Raw genomic sequence first — 16,488 nt, 5'->3', positions numbered from 1 at the left:
AGTAGTTGGTATAACAGCAACAAGAAAGACGAGGAAAGAGGGAAAGCGGATGAAAACGCAGTTTATCGCTGGTCATGCGCGGCTGCCGGCTGGAATGGCGGCGAAAAGCCTTTACGATACGTTGACGATCACGGCGGAAATTGATAAAAAATACGGGGTGATCGTGGAGGCATCGTGCACACTGGCTACTGAACATGGGCGCGATTACGTGGCCCGCCTGCTTCGCGGCCATTCGCTGCGTGATGGCATCGACGATCTGCTCGCCGAGCTTGACGAAGGGTATTTAGGAAAAGCCCATTCTGCCCTGTGCGCGGCGCTAAAAGATTTGTACAAGCAATATTGCAAAATGGAGGAGAAAGAGTCCTAAGCAGTTGCCCCTTATCGGTTGATGGGGGCAACTGCATTTTGGTGCGGGTCAGCGGTTTGGCCGCCCATGATTTCGTCGGTGTTTCAGTTTTCAGCCGGCCGCCATGCCGGCAGCGTTTTGCGCAGCGGTTTGTCCTGGCGGTAACCGAGCACATATTCGGCCTGCATGATCGTATGAATTTCCCGCGTTCCTTCGTAAATGACCGGCGCTTTCGAGTTGCGCAAGTAGCGCTCGACCGGGTATTCGTTCGAATAGCCGTAGGCGCCATGGATTTGCACGGCGTCGTCGGCCGCCTGGTTCGCGTAGTCGCAGGCAATCCATTTGGCGAGGGATGTTTCTCTCGTGCAGCGACGGCCTTCGTTTTTGAGAAAGCCGACTTTGTAAACGAGCAGGCGGCTGATTTGCAAACCGGCTTCCATGCGTGCGATCATTTGTTGAACGAGCTGATGGCGGCCGATTTCTTTGCCGAATGTTTTTCGTTCGTGGCAGTATTTCACGCTCGCCTCAAGACATGCCATAATGAGGCCGACCGCGCCGGCGGCGACGGTGAAGCGGCCGTTGTCAAGCGCTGACATGGCGATTTTGAATCCTTCGCCTTCTTCCCCAAGCAAGTTTTCTTTCGGGACGCGGACGTTGTCAAAAAACAGTTCGCCCGTGTTGCCAGAGCGGATGCCAAGTTTCCCTTTAATCGGGCGTGACGAAAAGCCGGGCATCGTCCGTTCGACGATAAAGGCGGAAATGCCGCGATGCTTTTTCGATTTGTCCGTATAGGCGAATACGAGAAAATGGTCGGCGATGTCAGCGAGGGAAATCCATGTTTTTTGTCCGTTTAAAATGTAGTCATCTCCATCCCGGACGGCTGTCGTCTGGATGGAGGCGACGTCTGAGCCGGCATTCGGTTCGGTCAGGCCGAACGCGCCGATTTTTTCCCCGCGCGCTTGTGGGACGAGATATTTTTGTTTTTGTTCTTCCGTCCCCCACTGCAACAGCGTCAAACTGTTCAGCCCGGTGTGAACGGATACAGCGGTGCGAAATGCCGTATCGCCGCGTTCGAGCTCTTCGCAGACGATGGCAAGCGAGTTGTAATCCATGCCCATGCCGCCATATTCTTCAGGAATGCAGACGCCCATTAAATTGAGTTCAGCGAGCCGCTTGAAAATGTTGCGATCAAATTCGCCGCGCTCATCCCATTCTTTAATATAAGGCATAATTTCTTTATCGACGAATTTGCGCACCGTTTGTCGCAGCATTTCTTGTTCAGGTGTAAAGTCGAAGTTCATCATCGTTTCCATCCCCCTATGCAACTGTTTGTTTTTCATGGGTTTCTTGTCAACGTTCGTTTCCTTGTGTTTCAGCGGGCGCTGAAACGGCTGATCAAAACAACGATTCATTCAGGGTGATTGGGCCGACCGCTTCCTGCGTTCGTACTGCTTTGCCACCCGAGAGCAGTCTCGTCGTTATGCTCGCCGGCCAGCGGGGGCGGCAGCCGGTAAGACACCGGCGTGTCGGAAAGTTTCAGCGGGCTGGCGACAAGCGTTAACGGACCGACGATTGGATGGTGCATCTTGACTGTCATCTCGCGCGCCGTCGTTTGCGGATGGCGGAACAGTTCGTCGAGCGTCTGCACCGGTCCGCACGGGATGCCTTTTTCAGTGAGAAGGCGCTGCCACTCAGCCCGCGTCCGCCGCTTGATTTCCTCGTTCAGTCGCCGGTTTAGCTCTTCGCGATGGGCGACTCGGCCTGGGTTTGTCTGAAAACGCGGGTCGGATCCGATCGAGCGATCGGATAGAAGCGTGCAAAGTGCTTGAAACTGCCGGTCGTTGCCGACAGCGATGACGATCGGTCCGTCGCTTGCCATGTACGTTGAGTACGGCACGATGTTCGGGTGTTCATTGCCGAGCGGCTTCGGGACATCGCCGGATAACAAATAATTGGCGGCGACATTGACAAGCGCACTCACAGCGCAGTCAAACAGGGCGAGATCAATTTTTTGCCCGCGCCCTGTTTTCTCGCGGGCCAAAAGTGCGGCTTCGATCGCGATGGCGGCATACAGGCCGGTAAACACATCCGTGACGGCGATGCCGACTTTGAGCGGACCGGTGTCCGCAGTGCCGTTAATGCTCATCCAGCCGCTGATCGCCTGAATGATGTAGTCGTAGCCGGCTAATGGAGCGAGCGGCCCTGTTTCGCCAAACCCAGTGATGGAACAGTAAATGAGGCGCGGGTTGAGGCGCGACAACGATTCATAGCCAAGTTCCCAACGTTCCATCGTTCCGGTTTTAAAATTGTGAATGAGGACATCAGCTGTTTTGGCGAGACGGCGAATGGTCTCTTGTCCTTCTGCCGATTTTAAATTGACGGTGATGCTTCGTTTGTTTCGATTGACGGCGGTATAGTAAGCGCTCATGCCGTTTTGGAACGGCGGACCCCAAAACCGGGTGTCATCTGATCCGCCCGGCGCCTCGATTTTTATGACATCAGCCCCTAAATCGCCTAAAATCATCGTTGCATACGGACCAGCCAACACGCGTGACAAGTCGAGCACACGCACGCCATCGAGCGCTCCTGGCATCGATTCCCCCCCCTTTCTTTTCACATGCAAAAAGCCGGTTCCTATACAGCGTACAAGATAGGAACCGGCTTGAACGGACTGAGAAGGCATTCCGGCGCGGAGATGCCGTCAGGCCGCACAGTTCTTTTTGTGTTCGATGTTTAAAAGCTGCCAAACGCTGCCTGTCAGGCAACGGGGCGATCGGACAGATGGCAGAGGCCGTCCGGTCTGCACAAGCGGCCAAGCTGGCAGGAGACGGCTTATATGTTTATTATAGCGATTTGTTTGATAATTGTAAATAGTGTAACAAAAAATCACCAGCGAAAGCCGGCCCGCGAGGGAAGTAAGGCCCATTGCTGCATTGCTGGCATAAGCTCTTTTCAAAGAAATCGTCGTCCAGTCGGACAATTTAGCATGAAAAGGGCGCAACATTCACCTAAATTTCTATATAATTGTAGAGAAAGGGGAATCGATGACTCAAAAAAAGGAAGTGATGGTGCATGTTTCAAGTGTTAGTCACGACAGACGCCAATTATCTTCCGCCGCTGAGAGTCTTGATGCATTCGCTGTTTTGCAACAACCGGCGCCCATTTACGTTTTACTTGCTTTACTCGCGCATTGCCGAGGAAGAGATTCAGGCCCTTGGTGAGTTTGTTCGCCGGCAGGGGCATGAGCTCGTGCCGATTTACGTTGATCCACAACTGTTTCATGATGCGCCTGTTTTCCGCCACTATACGGTGGAGATGTATTACCGGCTGGCGGCGCATTTGTTTTTGCCGCCGGACGTCGACCGTGTCTTGTACCTTGATCCGGATATTGTGGCGATCAACCCGATGGATGAGCTGTATGACATGGATTTTGAAGGGAACTTGTTCATTGCGGCTGAGCATACTCATTCAACGAAGGTGGCCAACTTGTTCAACAAGTTGCGGTTAAAAACGCCGAACGCGAAAGGCTATTTCAACACGGGTGTGATGATGATGAACATTGCGATGATGCGTGAACACGTTCGGCTTGCGGACATTTACCAGTTCATTCGCGACAATCGGTTCAAGCTCGTTCTTCCTGACCAAGACGTCGTAAATGGGCTGTATTGGGACAAGATCAAACCGGTCGACGGCTACCGCTACAACTATGATGCGCGCTATTATGACTTTTTGCAGCTTTTGCCCAACCCGAAACACGATTTAGCTTGGATTGAGGAAAACACCGTTTTTATCCATTATTGCGGCAAGGAAAAACCGTGGAAAGACAATTACAAAGGGGAGTTGGGGCGGTTTTACAAACGGTACAGCCAAGTGTTGGAGCTCGAGGGCGAGGCAACCATGTAGCGCGGCTTGGAGAAGCGTTGAACAAAGAAAGTCTCCCGCTTCCAGCCAAGCGGAGTGGAAGCGGTTCACAGGAACAAGGCGCCCCATAACAGCGAGGCGCCTTGTTCGGTTACTGTTTGCGCTCTTGCCGGCGGATGCCGGCTGCCGCAGCCCGTGCCTGTGCTTCAAGGTCTTCATGGTCGGCAAATTCTTCCGAGTATTCCACATCGATGCCGTCAGATTTCAGCTGTTTCGGCACTTGCGGCAAAGTCGCCTTGTTTTTGTCGCGTGTTCGTTGTCCGCGAGAACGGCCCATCCCCCATGCCCCCTATTCCAAAAGTGTGAATCGTACGATTCATTCATTAGGATGGCATGGACAGCGCCGCCGTATAAATAGCAATCGTTTCTAATGGCGCGCTTTTTTGGCTGTATAGCCGCCCGCCTGATCCGCCATTTTAAAATCGCGGGCGTAGCTGACTTCCTGTGCGCTCGTCAAGGTATGTTTCGCTTTTTCGCGTTTCCGTTTTTCCGCCATCGCTTGTTCCCTCGCTTTTCATCAATATTCCTTTAGTTCCATTTTGCGCAAAATCTTCCGTTTTTATGCATAAAAAAGAGGGCGTCCGTTTGGACAACCTCTTGTTCCGTCGATGCCGCCCCCTGAGCTTATGCCTCTTTGCGTTGTTCTTCATTATGGGCAAAGGAGGGATGGCGCATTGTATAAAGCGTGTAGTTGTCTTTTGTAATTTCGTACAAATTGTATACATCCGCGCCGATTTGTTCAAGCAGCGACTGCCGCGTTTCATTGGCGGGCGTGACGTACGGCAATTTTTCCGCCGCTTTGATCGAACGGACGTTGACTTTGCGAATGCGCAAAAATACTGTTTCGATCGACAGCTCATAAAACAGCTCATGGAAAAACGCTTCTTTGGCGCGCCGATTGTAACCGAGCCCGTGATACGGTTTGCCGAGCCATGTGCCTAAAAAGCCGGCGCCGTTTTGAATGTCAAAAAGGCTGATCGTGCCGATCGGGTTTCCCCATTCGTCCAAAATCGTGCGCGAAATCAGTTCGCCGCGTTCTTCCGCCTCAATAAGCTGCTTGGTCATGAATAAAAACTCTTCGTACGAGCGTGCCTTTTGGCGCACGAAAGGGAAGACGTCCGGATGCACCATCAACTCGTACAGCGCATGACAGTCTTGCAGCTCGCGTTTTTTCAACATGGCCAATCCCTCCTTTGGATGCCGAGGGCAGCCTCCCAGCGGGAACCCACCCTCGAAATTTTTTTATTAAAACTTCATTAAAAAAATTTCGGGGTGGGAATCGAACCCACTAGGACCAGCTTGAGCGCTGGTGGCGCACCATTTGCCTTCCCCTTGTTCCTGTGCGTATGCGGTTATTAGCGACAACTAGCCTAAGGTCTCCTTTATCATACACGATCGGAGGCAAAAAGGGAATTGTTTTTTTGTTAATTTTTTTTGAATATTTTTTGTTGGCCATGTGGCAAAAGCAAATCGGTGAGACTGTCTTCCAACGTTGGAAACGAAAAAACGAAGCCGGCTTGCAATAGCTTCTCTGGAAGGACGCGTTGCCCTTCGGTGACGAGCATGCTCATTTCACCAAGGAGAAGGCGAAGAGCCGAGATGGGAACCGGAAGCCAATGCGGGCGGCCAAGAAGGCGGGAGACCGTGCGGCCGAATTCGTCCATTTGCACTGGATCGGGTGCGGTGAAATTGATCGGGCCGGACAACTCCTCGCGTTCGATGATGTACGAGACCGCGCGCACGACGTCTTCAAGATGAATCCATGACAGCCATTGCCGTCCGTTGCCGATTGGGCCTCCGACAAACAACCGGTACGGCTTGATCATCATCGGCAGGGCGCCGCCATGCCGTGCAAACACGACGCCAAAGCGAGCGTAGATGGTGCGGATGCCAAGCAGTTCGATCGGATGGGCTGATGCTTCCCATGCTTGGACGGTCTGGGCTAGAAAGTCGCCGCCGTAATTGGTCGTTTGCTCGGTAAATGTCGCGGATTCGGAAGTGCCATAAATGCCGATGGCGCTGGCGTTGATAAACAACGACGGAGGACGGGACAATGAATTAATGTAGCGGCCCATCGCTTCGGTGGCGCGAAGGCGGCTTTCAAGGATGATTTCTTTTTGCTTCGCCGTCCAACGTTTTCGGTTGAGCGGTTCCCCGGCTAAATTTATGGCGACATCGATTGCCGTCGGCTTTTGGTTGTCGTCGAAAGAAAGGTAGCGGATGCGGCCTGTAGGAGGTTTGGAAGAGCGGGTGAAAATGTAAATCTCATGTCCTTGCTTGGAAAAATAGCGGGCGAGCGCCTGGCCGATCAAACCGGTACCGCCGTTGATGGCGATGCGCATCTTGATTCCCCTTCCATTGGTTTATTTTATGACTTCGCTTTTGGTGTCAGAAGTTCCTGCTTATGATACGATAAAAGATAAGGGGGACAAACATGGGAACGATTGCCGACATTGTCGTAACCGAACAAAATGCTGAACGATTTTGGATTGTCGTGCACCGTGACGGCGCACCGCCGTTGAGATTAACAGTTGATCAAGATGTATTGCTTCAATTCCGCTTGAAAAAAGGGATGGAGATCAGCGACGACTTGCTTCAACATATTGTGTATGCCGATGAGGTGAAAAAGGCGTATCAGCAGGCGCTTTACTTTTTAGCCCGCCGGATGCGTTCTGAGCACGAGGTTGTCGTACACCTTCGAAAAAAAGGATTTTCCGATCTCGTTGTAAAGGAAGTGCTCAAGAAGCTGCACAAGGAGCGGTATGTGGATGACGAGGCGTTTGCAGCTGCTTATGTGCGCACGCAAAAAAAGACGGCGGCGAAAGGGCCCCTTCTCGTCCGCGCGGAACTGGAACGGCTCGGCGTTCCGGACCGCTTGATTGAGCAGAGCTTGGCGGAGTATACGTTGGATGAACAGATGGCCGTCGCCCGCTCGCTTTACCAAAAGGCGAAAAAGCAGCGCCGGGCAGAATCAGAGCGCGTGTTTTTGGAACGGGTGCGGCAACAGCTGATGCGCAAAGGGTTTCCGCAGGAGGTGATCACCGCCGTTTTGGCGGATGGCAGTGTTCACACTGAACAAGAAGAATGGGAGGCGCTCCGTGTTCAGGCGGAGAAAGCACACCGCCGTTATGCGCACCACCCGCGGCCGCTTTATGAGCAAAAAATGCGCCAAGCCCTGTACCGAAGAGGATTCGCGCTTGATTTGATCAATGAATGGCTGCGCATGCACGGCGATGGGGAGTGATCTTGAACGAAAGGCTTGGGGGATAGTAGCGGTTTTGTTGGCGTGTTCAAAAAAGGAGGCTTGTCCATGAACAAAGGAGAACAAAAACGGTACAGCGAGATGACGAAAGAAGAACTGCAACAAGAAATCGCCATGTTGACGGAAAAAGCGCGCAAGGCGGAGCAGATGGGGATGGTGAACGAATACGCCGTCTACGAGCGGAAAATCGCCATGGCGAAGGCGTATATGCTCAATCCGGCTGATTTTCATCCTGGGGAGATTTATGAAATCGAAGGGGCGCCCGGCGAGTATTTTAAAGTGCGCTATTTAAAAGGAGTGTTTGCCTGGGGATGGCGGTTGAAAGGAAACGGAGAGGAGGAGGCGCTGCCGATTTCGCTGCTGCGCAAGCCGAATTTGCCATAAGACAAGATTGGCGACGAAAAAACGCGGTGTCATCCACCAAGGCCGGTTGGAAGGAAAGTTGGCTTCTCCACCGAAAGTCAGGGAGGACCTAGCATCGATGTTGTGGAAAAGCGGGCACGTTCATCACTGGCAAAAAGAACCTAGGGAGACTCCCCTCCCTAGGTTGGCTAGCTACGACTGCTTGCGCGTCTGCCGCTCTAAAATGATGAGGTCAAGCGTTTGTTGTGTTTCGCCGTTTACTTGGGAGTGGGCGTGTTTTGGATTAGCCCACGGCTGTTGAAACGGATTGGAGTAAAAGTTGTCATAAAATTTTTTGCGCCGATGGTGACCCATGACTGTTCACCTCGCTGCGGAATGTGCCGGGGGAGTGCGGCGAACGATGCCGTGCTCCCCCTTCATGTTAAAAGAAATCGCTTCGTTCGCCGGAGGCGCGCATCCGTTCTTGCGGGTGGGTGTTGGTCGTGCCGTCGGCCCGCTTCGAGGCGTACTCGGCCTTGGCGCGCGGTTCGCCTTCGAACTTGTTGTTGTTTTGGTTCGGGAAGTTGTGCGCTTTGTTCCGCACGGCACATCCCTCCTTGACGGCGTGCTCGTGTTGGATGGCCAACACGTATTTTTATTATGGGACACCCTCTGGCGCTTATGTGTGGCAATGATTGGGGTGGAGCCCATCAGCCGTTTGGAGCAAGTTCGAGCTTTTTGCGCAGTTTGCCTTCACTGAAAATCCAGCCGGTGTATGAGCTGACAATATTGAGGTCGCGGTCGAGCTGGACGACAGCGACAAACGGGTAATACTCTTTGCTTCGATAGCGTAAATCAGTAAAGCGCACTTCGTAGTAATCATCGTATTCATTCATTTCCCAACGGTAAACCGGGGAAAAAGATAAGAAAGCGGCGATATTTTTATCGCGTTTGGCAGCGTTCATCACCGGATGGTCGGGAAGCGGGCGCTTTTGGAAGCGGTCAAGGATGATGAGCTCGCCGCGTTTGACGCGGGCGACGTAAAATTCGTCGCAGGTTGAAATGGCTAAATGCCATTCGCGCGGCCGCCATGTCGGTACGGTGATGATCTCGGTCACCCCGGTGATCGAGGCGCGCACGAGCTGTTTGATGTTGGCCTGCTGGCGGAAGCGAATCCCATAATACGCAGCGATAAGCACGTAGACGACAAGAAACGTATAACCGAGATGGGCGCCGAGAAACAAGCCGCCGACGCCAACCAAATGAAGCCCAAAAATGACGGGATCAAACGTATGAATCACGCCAAGGGCGATCCATTTTTTTGTAAATGGGCGCAACGCCTGGGTTCCGTAAGAGTTAAAAATGTCAACCAACACGTGCAAGGCGACGGCAATAAACGTCCAAAGCCAAACACGAAGCCAATCCGTTTTCGGATAGATGGCAGCCATTATGCTGACGATGAGTAGCGGCCAAAGAACGACGGCGGGAATCGAATGGGTGATGCCGCGATGGTTGCGAATATATTTGGCGTTGTTGCGCAATTTGAAAATCGTATCGATATCCGGCGCTTGCGAGCCAGCAAGCGCGCCGATCAACACGGCGTGGGATAAGAGCGGATCGTGGGCGATCGCAGGGTCAAGTGAAGCAAGACTGCCGAGCGCCACCCCCATCAAAACATGTGTGCCTGTATCCAACGTGAAGGCGCCTCCTTCTTGCAGCATCGTTGCATGTTCGGTATGGAAACTGTCTGTTGTCTCTTGGCCGGAGCACTTCTTTGTTTTTCATGCCACTATTAGTATGTCCCACCTTGCTTTCCGCCAATAACCGTTTAAGGCATTGGCGGAAAGGAGGCGAGAGACAAAACAAGGCTATGGCTAGTGTATCATAGGGCGACAATCGTTGGCGAGAGGCGGAACGATCCATTTCACAACATGTCGAAAAAGGAAACGATTGATAGAGAGCGGGGTGAAAACAGGATGCAAGCCGCTCGTCAGACGAAAAGGGAATCGCTTCAGTCAACAAACGAAAAGCGCCCCGCATGAGGCGGGGCGTTTCGTTGATCACCTCGAATCGAAAAGCTCCCCACTTCAACGTCTATGGTATCGGTGTAAGTGGGGAAGCATTCCATGCTGCTGGAAGATCTGTTCGCCATCCGTTCTTTTGGCGCTCATTGGTCAACTGTCCTTTTCTCTGCCAACCGATCGATTAGCCGTCATTTCTGAACTGTTTGCCGATCGCTTTGAGAGCGGACAGAAAAAAGCGGATTGCGCGGTTGATGTCCGGGTCATTGATGGCTTTAAGCAAATCAAACAACCCGACTTTTTTTGTTTCGACAGAGTGCTGTTCGTATGCCTCCATCACGCCGGCGGCGATGTGCTCAAGCAGCTTTGCTGTTTTCTCCGGATCAAGTGAAGCGGCAAGACCAGCCAGGGCGAACGCATGGTTGATCATCGTTGTCACCGGTTTTTGATTGAGCTGGCCAACGACGATTTTGGCTACGTCTTCCCGCGCTTTCAACAAGGCGTTGGCCGCTTCGAGCAAGCCGCTTTCGTGAAGCTGCTCGATGAACGCCAAGAGCTCGCGGACCGCCTCTTCGCTGTCGCCGACCGCCGCTTTCAGTTTGGCCAAAGCTTCGGCCCGTTTTTCTTCCTCGGTCAGTTGGCGCTTCTGAATGGTGGTAATCGGTTTAGCCACCGATTTTCACCCCCTTGGTTTCCTCGGTGAGCGGCACGTAATCGCGGCGCCGCCATTTCCGTTCAACTTCCACCCCGTTTTGCGGATGCCGTTTTTTAAAGCGCGGGTTTGTGCGCGGCAGCGGCGTCCTGCCGGATCGTTCGATCACTTCCATGCGCACGCGCGCTTGTTTGTAGGCCGGCGTGTTCGTGCGATGGTCGGTCTGCGGACCGGTTAACATATTAATGGCGCTTTCATTGGCGGTGGAGTGCATCGGCAAGAACAGCTCATTGCCTCTGACCCGATCGGTGACAAGCACGCGCACGTTGACGCGGCCGTACGGCGAGATGAGCCGGACGAGCGCCCCGTCCTCAATGCCGCGCTCGTTGGCGAGTTCCGGCGACACTTCGACGAACACTTCCGGGAATTTGTGCTCGATGCCTTTGGATTTATACGTTAAATTCCCTTCATGGAAGTGTTCAAGCAGCCGGCCGTTGTTGACGAGCAAATCGTATTCTTCCGGGTATGGCACCGGTTCGACCCAATCGGCCAGCGCAAAGCGGGCTTTGCCATCCGGGAAGTTGAACCGCTCTTTGTACAAAAGCGGGGTATCCGCGCCGTCATAGCTGCCCCAACATAAGCTGTTCCAGCCCTCGAGCCGGTCGTAATGCGCCTGCGAATAGAGCGGGGCGAGGCTGGCGATTTCGTCCATGATTTCTTTCGGACCGGCGTAATTCCAGTCGGCGCCAAGCCGTTTGGCAATTTCTTGAATGATCCACCAGTCTGGCTTGGAGTCGCCAAGCGGCTCGAGCGCTTGGTAAAACCGTTGGATGCGGCGCTCGGTGTTTGTGAATGTTCCTTCTTTTTCCAAACTTGGCGCGGCCGGCAAGATGACATCAGCAAATTGCGCCGTTTTGGACAAGAAAATGTCTTGAACGACGACAAAGTCGAGCTTCGCCAACGTCTCTTGCACGTGGTTGGCGTTGCAGTCAACAAGCGCCATATCTTCGCCGACGATATACATCGCTTTCAGCTCGCCGCGCTCGGCCGCTTCAAGCATTTGGATGTTGTCAAGCCCTGGTTTTGCATCGATGCGGACGCCGTACGCTTTTTCAAACTTCGCCCGCGCCTCATCATCGGTGACATGTTGGTAGCCAGGCAGCCAGGCAGGAAGCGAGCCCATGTCGCAGGCGCCTTGCACATTGTTATGGCCGCGCAATGGGAACGCGCCCGTCCCCGGACGGCCGTAGTTGCCGGTTGTAAGCAGCAAGTTGGAAATCGCCGCCGATGTGTCGCTGCCGCCCGTGTTTTGCGTCACGCCCATGCCCCAGAGGACACACGTGCCGTCCGCTTCGTGAATCATTTCAGCGATGCGGATGAGATCGGCTTTGGCGACGCCGGTGACTTGTTCGGCATAGTCAAGCGTATATTTTTCAAGCAGTTGCCTAAATTCATCAAAGAAATGGACGCGCTCGCGAATGAACGCTTCATCGTGCCAGCCTTGGTCGATGATGTATTTGGTCACGGCCATCAGCCATACTTGGTCGGTGCCTTGTTTCGGACGGATGAACAAATCGGCCCGCTCGGCCATTTCATTGCGGCGCAAGTCGGCGACGATCAGTTTTTGCCCAAACAGTTTATGCGCCCGCTTGACGCGGGTGGCGATGACCGGATGTCCTTCCGCGGGGTTGGCACCGATGATGATGACCAAGCCGGCGGAAGCGATGTCATGAATCGTGCCGGAATCGCCGCCCATCCCGACCGTGCGGAACAGGCCGTCCGTCGCCGGCGACTGGCAATAGCGCGAACAGTTGTCAACGTTGTTCGTTTCAAATACTTGCCGCGCCAACTTTTGCATTAAATAGTTTTCCTCGTTGGAAATTTTCGAGGAGGAAATAAAGCCAATGGCATTGCCGCCGTATTGTTGCTTAATGGCGCCAAGCTTTTCAGCCACTAGATCGAGTGCTTCTTCCCACGTCGACTCGACGAACACGTCGCCTTTGCGGATGAGCGGCTTCGTCAGGCGCTCTTCGCTGTTGACGAAATCCCAGCCGAATTTTCCTTTGACGCATGTGGAAATCGCGTTGACCGGCGCTTCGGAAACCGGCTGGATTTTTAAAATCTTGCGCCCTTTCGTCCACACTTCAAACGAACAGCCGACGCCGCAGAACGTGCAAACCGTTTTCGTCTTTTTGATCCGCTGTTCGCGCATGGCGGCCTCGATTTCAGAAATGGCGAAAATGCTCGTATAGTTTGGCTCGACTTCTTTGACAAAATCGATCATCGGGTTGAGGACGTCTTTGTCCAAGCCGGTGAGAAAGCCCGCTTCGCCAAGCATCGATTTTTCCATTAAGGCGTTGCACGGGCAGACAGTGACGCAATGCCCGCAGCTGACGCATGACGATTCGTTGATCGGCACACCGCCATCCCAAACGACGCGCGGCCGTTCCGCTTCCCAGTCAATCGAGAGCGTTTCGTTCACTTGCAAGTTTTGGCAAGCCTCCACACACTGCCCGCAGGCGATGCATTGGTTCGGGTCGTAGCGGTAGAACGGATGCGACATGTCCACCTCGGACGGGTCGACTTTCGGCCGGTACGGATACGTTTGATGTTCGATTTGCATCATTTCCGCTGTGTTGTGCAGCTTGCAGTTGCCGTTGTTGTTGTCGCACACCGTACAGTAGAGGAGATGGTTCTCCAACAGGCGGTCCATCGCTTCTTTTTGTGCGGCCTTTGCCCGCGGCGAGCCGAGCTCGACGACCATGCCGTCCGCAACCGGCGTCGAACAGGCGCGAAGAAGCGTGCCGTTGATCTCGGCAATGCATGTGTCGCACGTTTGAATGGCGCCAAGCTCCGGCGTGTAACAAACTTGCGGATGCCCAATGCCGTGTTCATTGGCGACTTCCAAAACGGTCATCCCTTGTTTGGCGCGATACGTGCGTCCGTTGATGGTCAATGTCACCATGGATGGTTCCATTCTCGCTCCCCCTTTTTCAAAAATAAAACTCCACCAACGATGCGTGCTTCATCGTGGTGGAGTAGTTCTTTAGCATGGCGATACTAAACAACCAATCCATCGTTTTGGCGACTTCGTAGAAAAATCACAAGGTCATGACCTTGCCTTATGATTTTTCCACTATGTATACATTTGCTATAGTTTATTATAGTACGGCAAAACGAAGAACACAACGGATGGGCCGGAACTTTTTCTGGTGGCTTTCGGAAAGGGGGGAAGAAAAATGTCCAAAAAAGAAGCCGCTTTCAACGACATTGTGCGCAAAGTGCGCAAACAGCTGTTTGGCAAAGGGCCGGAACGGATTAAAACGTATTTTGTCGACAACTTGGCGATTACGATTTTGCACGGCAATTTAACGCCGACGGAAAAATTTATCGCCCGCACCCCGGAAGGCCGGGAGATGGTGCACGCGGCGAGAACGAAAATGATTCAAGACGTGTACGCCCAACATGTGCCGGACGGCATGGAAGAGCTCATCGGTTCGAAGCTTCTTTATTTGTTCAGCGACATTAAAGTGGAAGAAGATATGGCCGTGTCCGTATTCGTGTTTGAAAAACCGATTGAATTGTGACAAATTTGTGAACAAAACGGTTGTCTTTCCCCGCTGTTCATGGTATGCTTATGGCGTAGATGAAGAAAGAAGCCTTGCCGGCTAAACGATTTTGCCGCTTGGACGGCAGGTTTCTCAACTAGGTGAGCGTTGGTTTCGCTACAGAAGCGCTGGGCGCAAACTACCGCCGCTTTTCGCTGACAGGGGCAAACAGTGCCTTTGTCCGGAAGGCGGCGGTTTTATTTTGGTGGAAAGGGGGGATGGCAAGGGTGAGCGGATTTGCGGCGAAACGGCGGCCGATTGTGAAATACCGGAACGGACGCTTGGTTGAGGAAGAGGACGAGATCGCGCTCGAGTTTCCGTTGACCATAATGGTCAACGGCGAGGAGTTTGCGACGATCGTTTGCACGCCCGCGCATCTCGATGAACTGGTGATCGGATTTTTAGCCGCGGAAGGAGCCATTCGGACGTATAGCGACATCAAAGCGATGACGATCGATGGGGAGCGGGGGTTTGCGTACGTCGAGCTCGCCGCAGGGGGACTGCCGGCCAAACAGTTTTATGCGAAGCGATTCATCGGCTCGTGCTGCGGAAAAAGCCGCCAGTTTTATTTTTACAACGATATGAAAACGGCGAAAACGATTGTCGGCGGCATTACCGTGAAAGCGGATGACTGCATTCGCCTCATGGAAGCGCTGCACGATCAGTCGACGGACTTTGCGGCGACGGGGGGACTGCACAATGCCGCGCTCGCTACACCGAATGGGATGGTCGTCGTCCGTTCCGACATCGGGCGTCATAATGCGCTTGATAAGTTGTACGGCTATTGCCTGCGCCATCAAGTGGCGATGAAAGACAAGCTGATTGTATTCAGCGGCCGCGTCTCGTCGGAAGTGCTTTTAAAAGCGGCGAAAATGGGCGTGAGCGTCTTGCTCTCGAAGTCGGCGCCGACGACGCTCGCTTTGGATCTCGCCGACGAGCTCGGCATTACCGTGGTCGGCTTTTTGCGCGGACAAGCGTTTAACGTGTATACGCATGAGAAGCGGATTATCAGTGGATGAAAGGGGAAAAGAGGCGATGAAAAACCGTTGGCTCATTGCGCTGTCGGCCGTTGGCATTCATCTTTCGATTGGGTCGGTGTATGCATGGAGCAATTTTACCAACCCGCTAAAACAATTGTTTGGTTGGTCGGACCAAGAAGTAGCGCTCACGTTTAGCATCGCGATTTTGTTTTTAGGCTTGTCGGCTGCGTTCCTCGGCCATTTTGTGGAAAAACACGGACCGCGCAAATCGGGACTATTGGCTGCTATTTTCTTTGGCCTCGGGGTGACTGGTTCTGGATTGGCGGTGGCGCTCGGTTCTAAATATCTTCTGTATCTGTTTTACGGCGTTTTAGGCGGGATCGGGCTTGGCGTCGGGTATATTGCGCCTGTGTCGACGCTTGTCAAATGGTTTCCGGACCGGCGCGGGTTGGCTACGGGGCTGGCGATCATGGGGTTCGGGTTCGCGGCAGCCATCGCGAGTCCCGTCATGAACAGCTTGATTGCATCCGTGGGCGTTCAGAATACGTTTTTTATTTTGGGGATTACATACTTTGTCATTATGGTGCTATCTTCGCTTTATTTAGAAAAACCGCCAGAAGGCTGGCTGCCGGAAGGATTTCAGGAAAAAGTGAAGGCCGGAAAAGCGAAACCTTCGCTAGATTTGGCGCAGCTTGCGGCCAATGAGGCGGTGAAAACAAGACGGTTTTGGTATTTATGGCTGATGTTGTTTATCAATGTGACATGCGGCATTGCCGTTTTGGCGGTGGCGAAACCGCTGGCAGTGGAAAGCATCGGCATCAGCCAAGCCGCCGCGGCGGCATTAGTTGGCGCCATCGGAGTGTTTAACGGGTTGGGACGCATCGGCTGGGCGTCGGCTTCGGATTATATCGGCCGTCCCAATACGTATACGGCGTTTTTCGTTTTGCAAATTTTGATTTTCTTCCTGTTGCCGAACGTGTCCATCAAATGGTTGTTTGTGGTGATGCTGACGATTGTGTATACGTGCTACGGCGGCGGATTCGCCTGTATTCCGGCGTACATCGGCGATTTGTTTGGAACAAAGCAGCTCGGTGCCATCCATGGTTATATTTTGACCGCTTGGGCCGCGGCTGGCCTCGTCGGACCGATGTTTGCCGCGTATATTAAAGACACGACCGGTTCGTATGAAGGAAGTTTGGCCTTTTTTGGCGGATTGTTTGTCATCGCTTTCATCATCTCGCTGCTTGTGCGCATCGATATTCGCCGATTGCGTGCCCAACATGAACAAATCGCCTATGTTTCGGCGGCCAAGGAAAGTTGAGAACGATGTCCTTTTGCTCCCTCGGCGTGCGGCAA

18 protein-coding genes are annotated in these 16,488 nt (G+C 53.2%); 7 read left to right on the top strand and 11 right to left on the bottom strand.

Going from position 1 to position 16,488, the window contains the following annotated elements:
• Window positions 1–49 precede the first annotated feature (49 nt).
• Window positions 50–367, top strand: coding sequence for a DUF3870 domain-containing protein (locus ETC05_RS13405; protein ID WP_031405655.1), 318 nt, complete (start codon window positions 50–52; stop codon window positions 365–367).
• Between the two features lie 83 nt (window positions 368–450).
• On the opposite strand, the gene ETC05_RS13400 is transcribed toward ETC05_RS13405, so the two are convergent.
• Together ETC05_RS13400 and ETC05_RS13395 are read right to left on the bottom strand one after the other, a co-directional pair.
• Window positions 451–1,650 carry an acyl-CoA dehydrogenase family protein gene (locus ETC05_RS13400; protein ID WP_023633705.1) on the bottom strand — a complete coding sequence of 400 codons (1,200 nt, stop codon included), beginning with the start codon at window positions 1,648–1,650 and terminating at the stop codon, window positions 451–453.
• Between the two features lie 104 nt (window positions 1,651–1,754).
• Window positions 1,755–2,939, bottom strand: a complete 1,185-nt coding sequence (locus ETC05_RS13395) for a CaiB/BaiF CoA transferase family protein (protein WP_031405649.1) — start codon at window positions 2,937–2,939, stop codon at window positions 1,755–1,757.
• A 479-nt stretch (window positions 2,940–3,418) separates the two neighbouring features.
• On the opposite strand from ETC05_RS13395, the gene ETC05_RS13390 reads away from it, so the two are divergent.
• Complete coding sequence (locus ETC05_RS13390; protein ID WP_031405647.1) at window positions 3,419–4,249, top strand: glycosyltransferase family 8 protein; 831 nt, start codon at window positions 3,419–3,421, stop codon at window positions 4,247–4,249.
• 109 nt (window positions 4,250–4,358) lie between these two features.
• On the opposite strand, the gene ETC05_RS13385 is transcribed toward ETC05_RS13390, so the two are convergent.
• From ETC05_RS13385 to ETC05_RS13370, 4 genes are all read right to left on the bottom strand, one after another.
• Window positions 4,359–4,544: a YfhD family protein gene (locus ETC05_RS13385; protein WP_031405645.1), complete on the bottom strand. Its 186-nt coding sequence runs from the start codon at window positions 4,542–4,544 to the stop codon at window positions 4,359–4,361.
• A gap of 90 nt (window positions 4,545–4,634) precedes the next feature.
• Window positions 4,635–4,763 carry a YfhE family protein gene (locus tag ETC05_RS13380; RefSeq protein WP_013146323.1) on the bottom strand — a complete coding sequence of 43 codons (129 nt, stop codon included), beginning with the start codon at window positions 4,761–4,763 and terminating at the stop codon, window positions 4,635–4,637.
• A gap of 128 nt (window positions 4,764–4,891) precedes the next feature.
• Window positions 4,892–5,446, bottom strand: coding sequence for a GNAT family N-acetyltransferase (locus ETC05_RS13375; RefSeq protein WP_031405643.1), 555 nt, complete (start codon window positions 5,444–5,446; stop codon window positions 4,892–4,894).
• 245 nt (window positions 5,447–5,691) lie between these two features.
• Entirely contained in the window at window positions 5,692–6,609 is a 918-nt protein-coding gene (locus tag ETC05_RS13370) for a TIGR01777 family oxidoreductase (protein WP_031405641.1), read from the bottom strand.
• Window positions 6,610–6,701: 92 nt separating this feature from the next.
• Between ETC05_RS13370 and recX the strand changes: the two genes are divergently transcribed.
• Window positions 6,702–7,511 (top strand): recombination regulator RecX, encoded by an 810-nt coding sequence (gene recX, locus ETC05_RS13365; RefSeq protein WP_031405639.1) that lies wholly within the window; start codon window positions 6,702–6,704, stop codon window positions 7,509–7,511.
• 66 nt (window positions 7,512–7,577) lie between these two features.
• A complete protein-coding gene (locus tag ETC05_RS13360; protein WP_031405637.1) occupies window positions 7,578–7,913 on the top strand; it encodes a YfhH family protein in 336 nt (111 codons plus the stop codon).
• Between the two features lie 171 nt (window positions 7,914–8,084).
• Here the strand turns inward: ETC05_RS13360 and ETC05_RS13355 are convergent, their stop codons facing one another.
• The 5 genes from ETC05_RS13355 to fdhF all read right to left on the bottom strand — a co-directional run bounded on the left by ETC05_RS13355 (window position 8,085) and on the right by fdhF (window position 13,521).
• A complete protein-coding gene (locus ETC05_RS13355; protein ID WP_071880153.1) occupies window positions 8,085–8,246 on the bottom strand; it encodes a YpzG family protein in 162 nt (53 codons plus the stop codon).
• A gap of 67 nt (window positions 8,247–8,313) precedes the next feature.
• Window positions 8,314–8,475: a small, acid-soluble spore protein K gene (locus ETC05_RS13350; protein ID WP_031405636.1), complete on the bottom strand. Its 162-nt coding sequence runs from the start codon at window positions 8,473–8,475 to the stop codon at window positions 8,314–8,316.
• Window positions 8,476–8,581: 106 nt separating this feature from the next.
• The gene (locus ETC05_RS13345) at window positions 8,582–9,565 is read right to left on the bottom strand and encodes a metal-dependent hydrolase (protein ID WP_171661230.1); all 984 of its coding nucleotides are present in this window, start codon (window positions 9,563–9,565) and stop codon (window positions 8,582–8,584) included.
• 511 nt (window positions 9,566–10,076) lie between these two features.
• Window positions 10,077–10,565, bottom strand: coding sequence for a helical membrane plugin domain-containing protein (locus tag ETC05_RS13340; RefSeq protein WP_031405632.1), 489 nt, complete (start codon window positions 10,563–10,565; stop codon window positions 10,077–10,079).
• Window positions 10,558–13,521 carry a formate dehydrogenase subunit alpha gene (fdhF, locus tag ETC05_RS13335; protein WP_171661229.1) on the bottom strand — a complete coding sequence of 988 codons (2,964 nt, stop codon included), beginning with the start codon at window positions 13,519–13,521 and terminating at the stop codon, window positions 10,558–10,560. The genes ETC05_RS13340 and fdhF overlap by 8 nt, the downstream gene beginning before the upstream one ends.
• Before the next feature lie 262 nt (window positions 13,522–13,783).
• On the opposite strand from fdhF, the gene ETC05_RS13330 reads away from it, so the two are divergent.
• The 3 genes from ETC05_RS13330 (at window position 13,784) to ETC05_RS13320 (ending at window position 16,453) form a co-directional block, all read left to right on the top strand.
• Window positions 13,784–14,131 carry a Na-translocating system protein MpsC family protein gene (locus ETC05_RS13330; RefSeq protein ID WP_011229964.1) on the top strand — a complete coding sequence of 116 codons (348 nt, stop codon included), beginning with the start codon at window positions 13,784–13,786 and terminating at the stop codon, window positions 14,129–14,131.
• A 248-nt stretch (window positions 14,132–14,379) separates the two neighbouring features.
• Window positions 14,380–15,171, top strand: coding sequence for a formate dehydrogenase accessory sulfurtransferase FdhD (fdhD, locus tag ETC05_RS13325; RefSeq protein ID WP_171661228.1), 792 nt, complete (start codon window positions 14,380–14,382; stop codon window positions 15,169–15,171).
• A gap of 16 nt (window positions 15,172–15,187) precedes the next feature.
• A complete protein-coding gene (locus ETC05_RS13320; RefSeq protein WP_171661227.1) occupies window positions 15,188–16,453 on the top strand; it encodes an L-lactate MFS transporter in 1,266 nt (421 codons plus the stop codon).
• Window positions 16,454–16,488: the final 35 nt, after the last annotated feature.

Source organism: Geobacillus sp. BMUD (assembly GCF_013096845.1).
Lineage (GTDB): Bacteria > Bacillota > Bacilli > Bacillales > Anoxybacillaceae > Geobacillus > Geobacillus vulcani.
The sequence above is the reverse complement of the archived record's forward strand: the minus strand, read 5'-3'. Positions and strand labels throughout refer to the sequence as shown.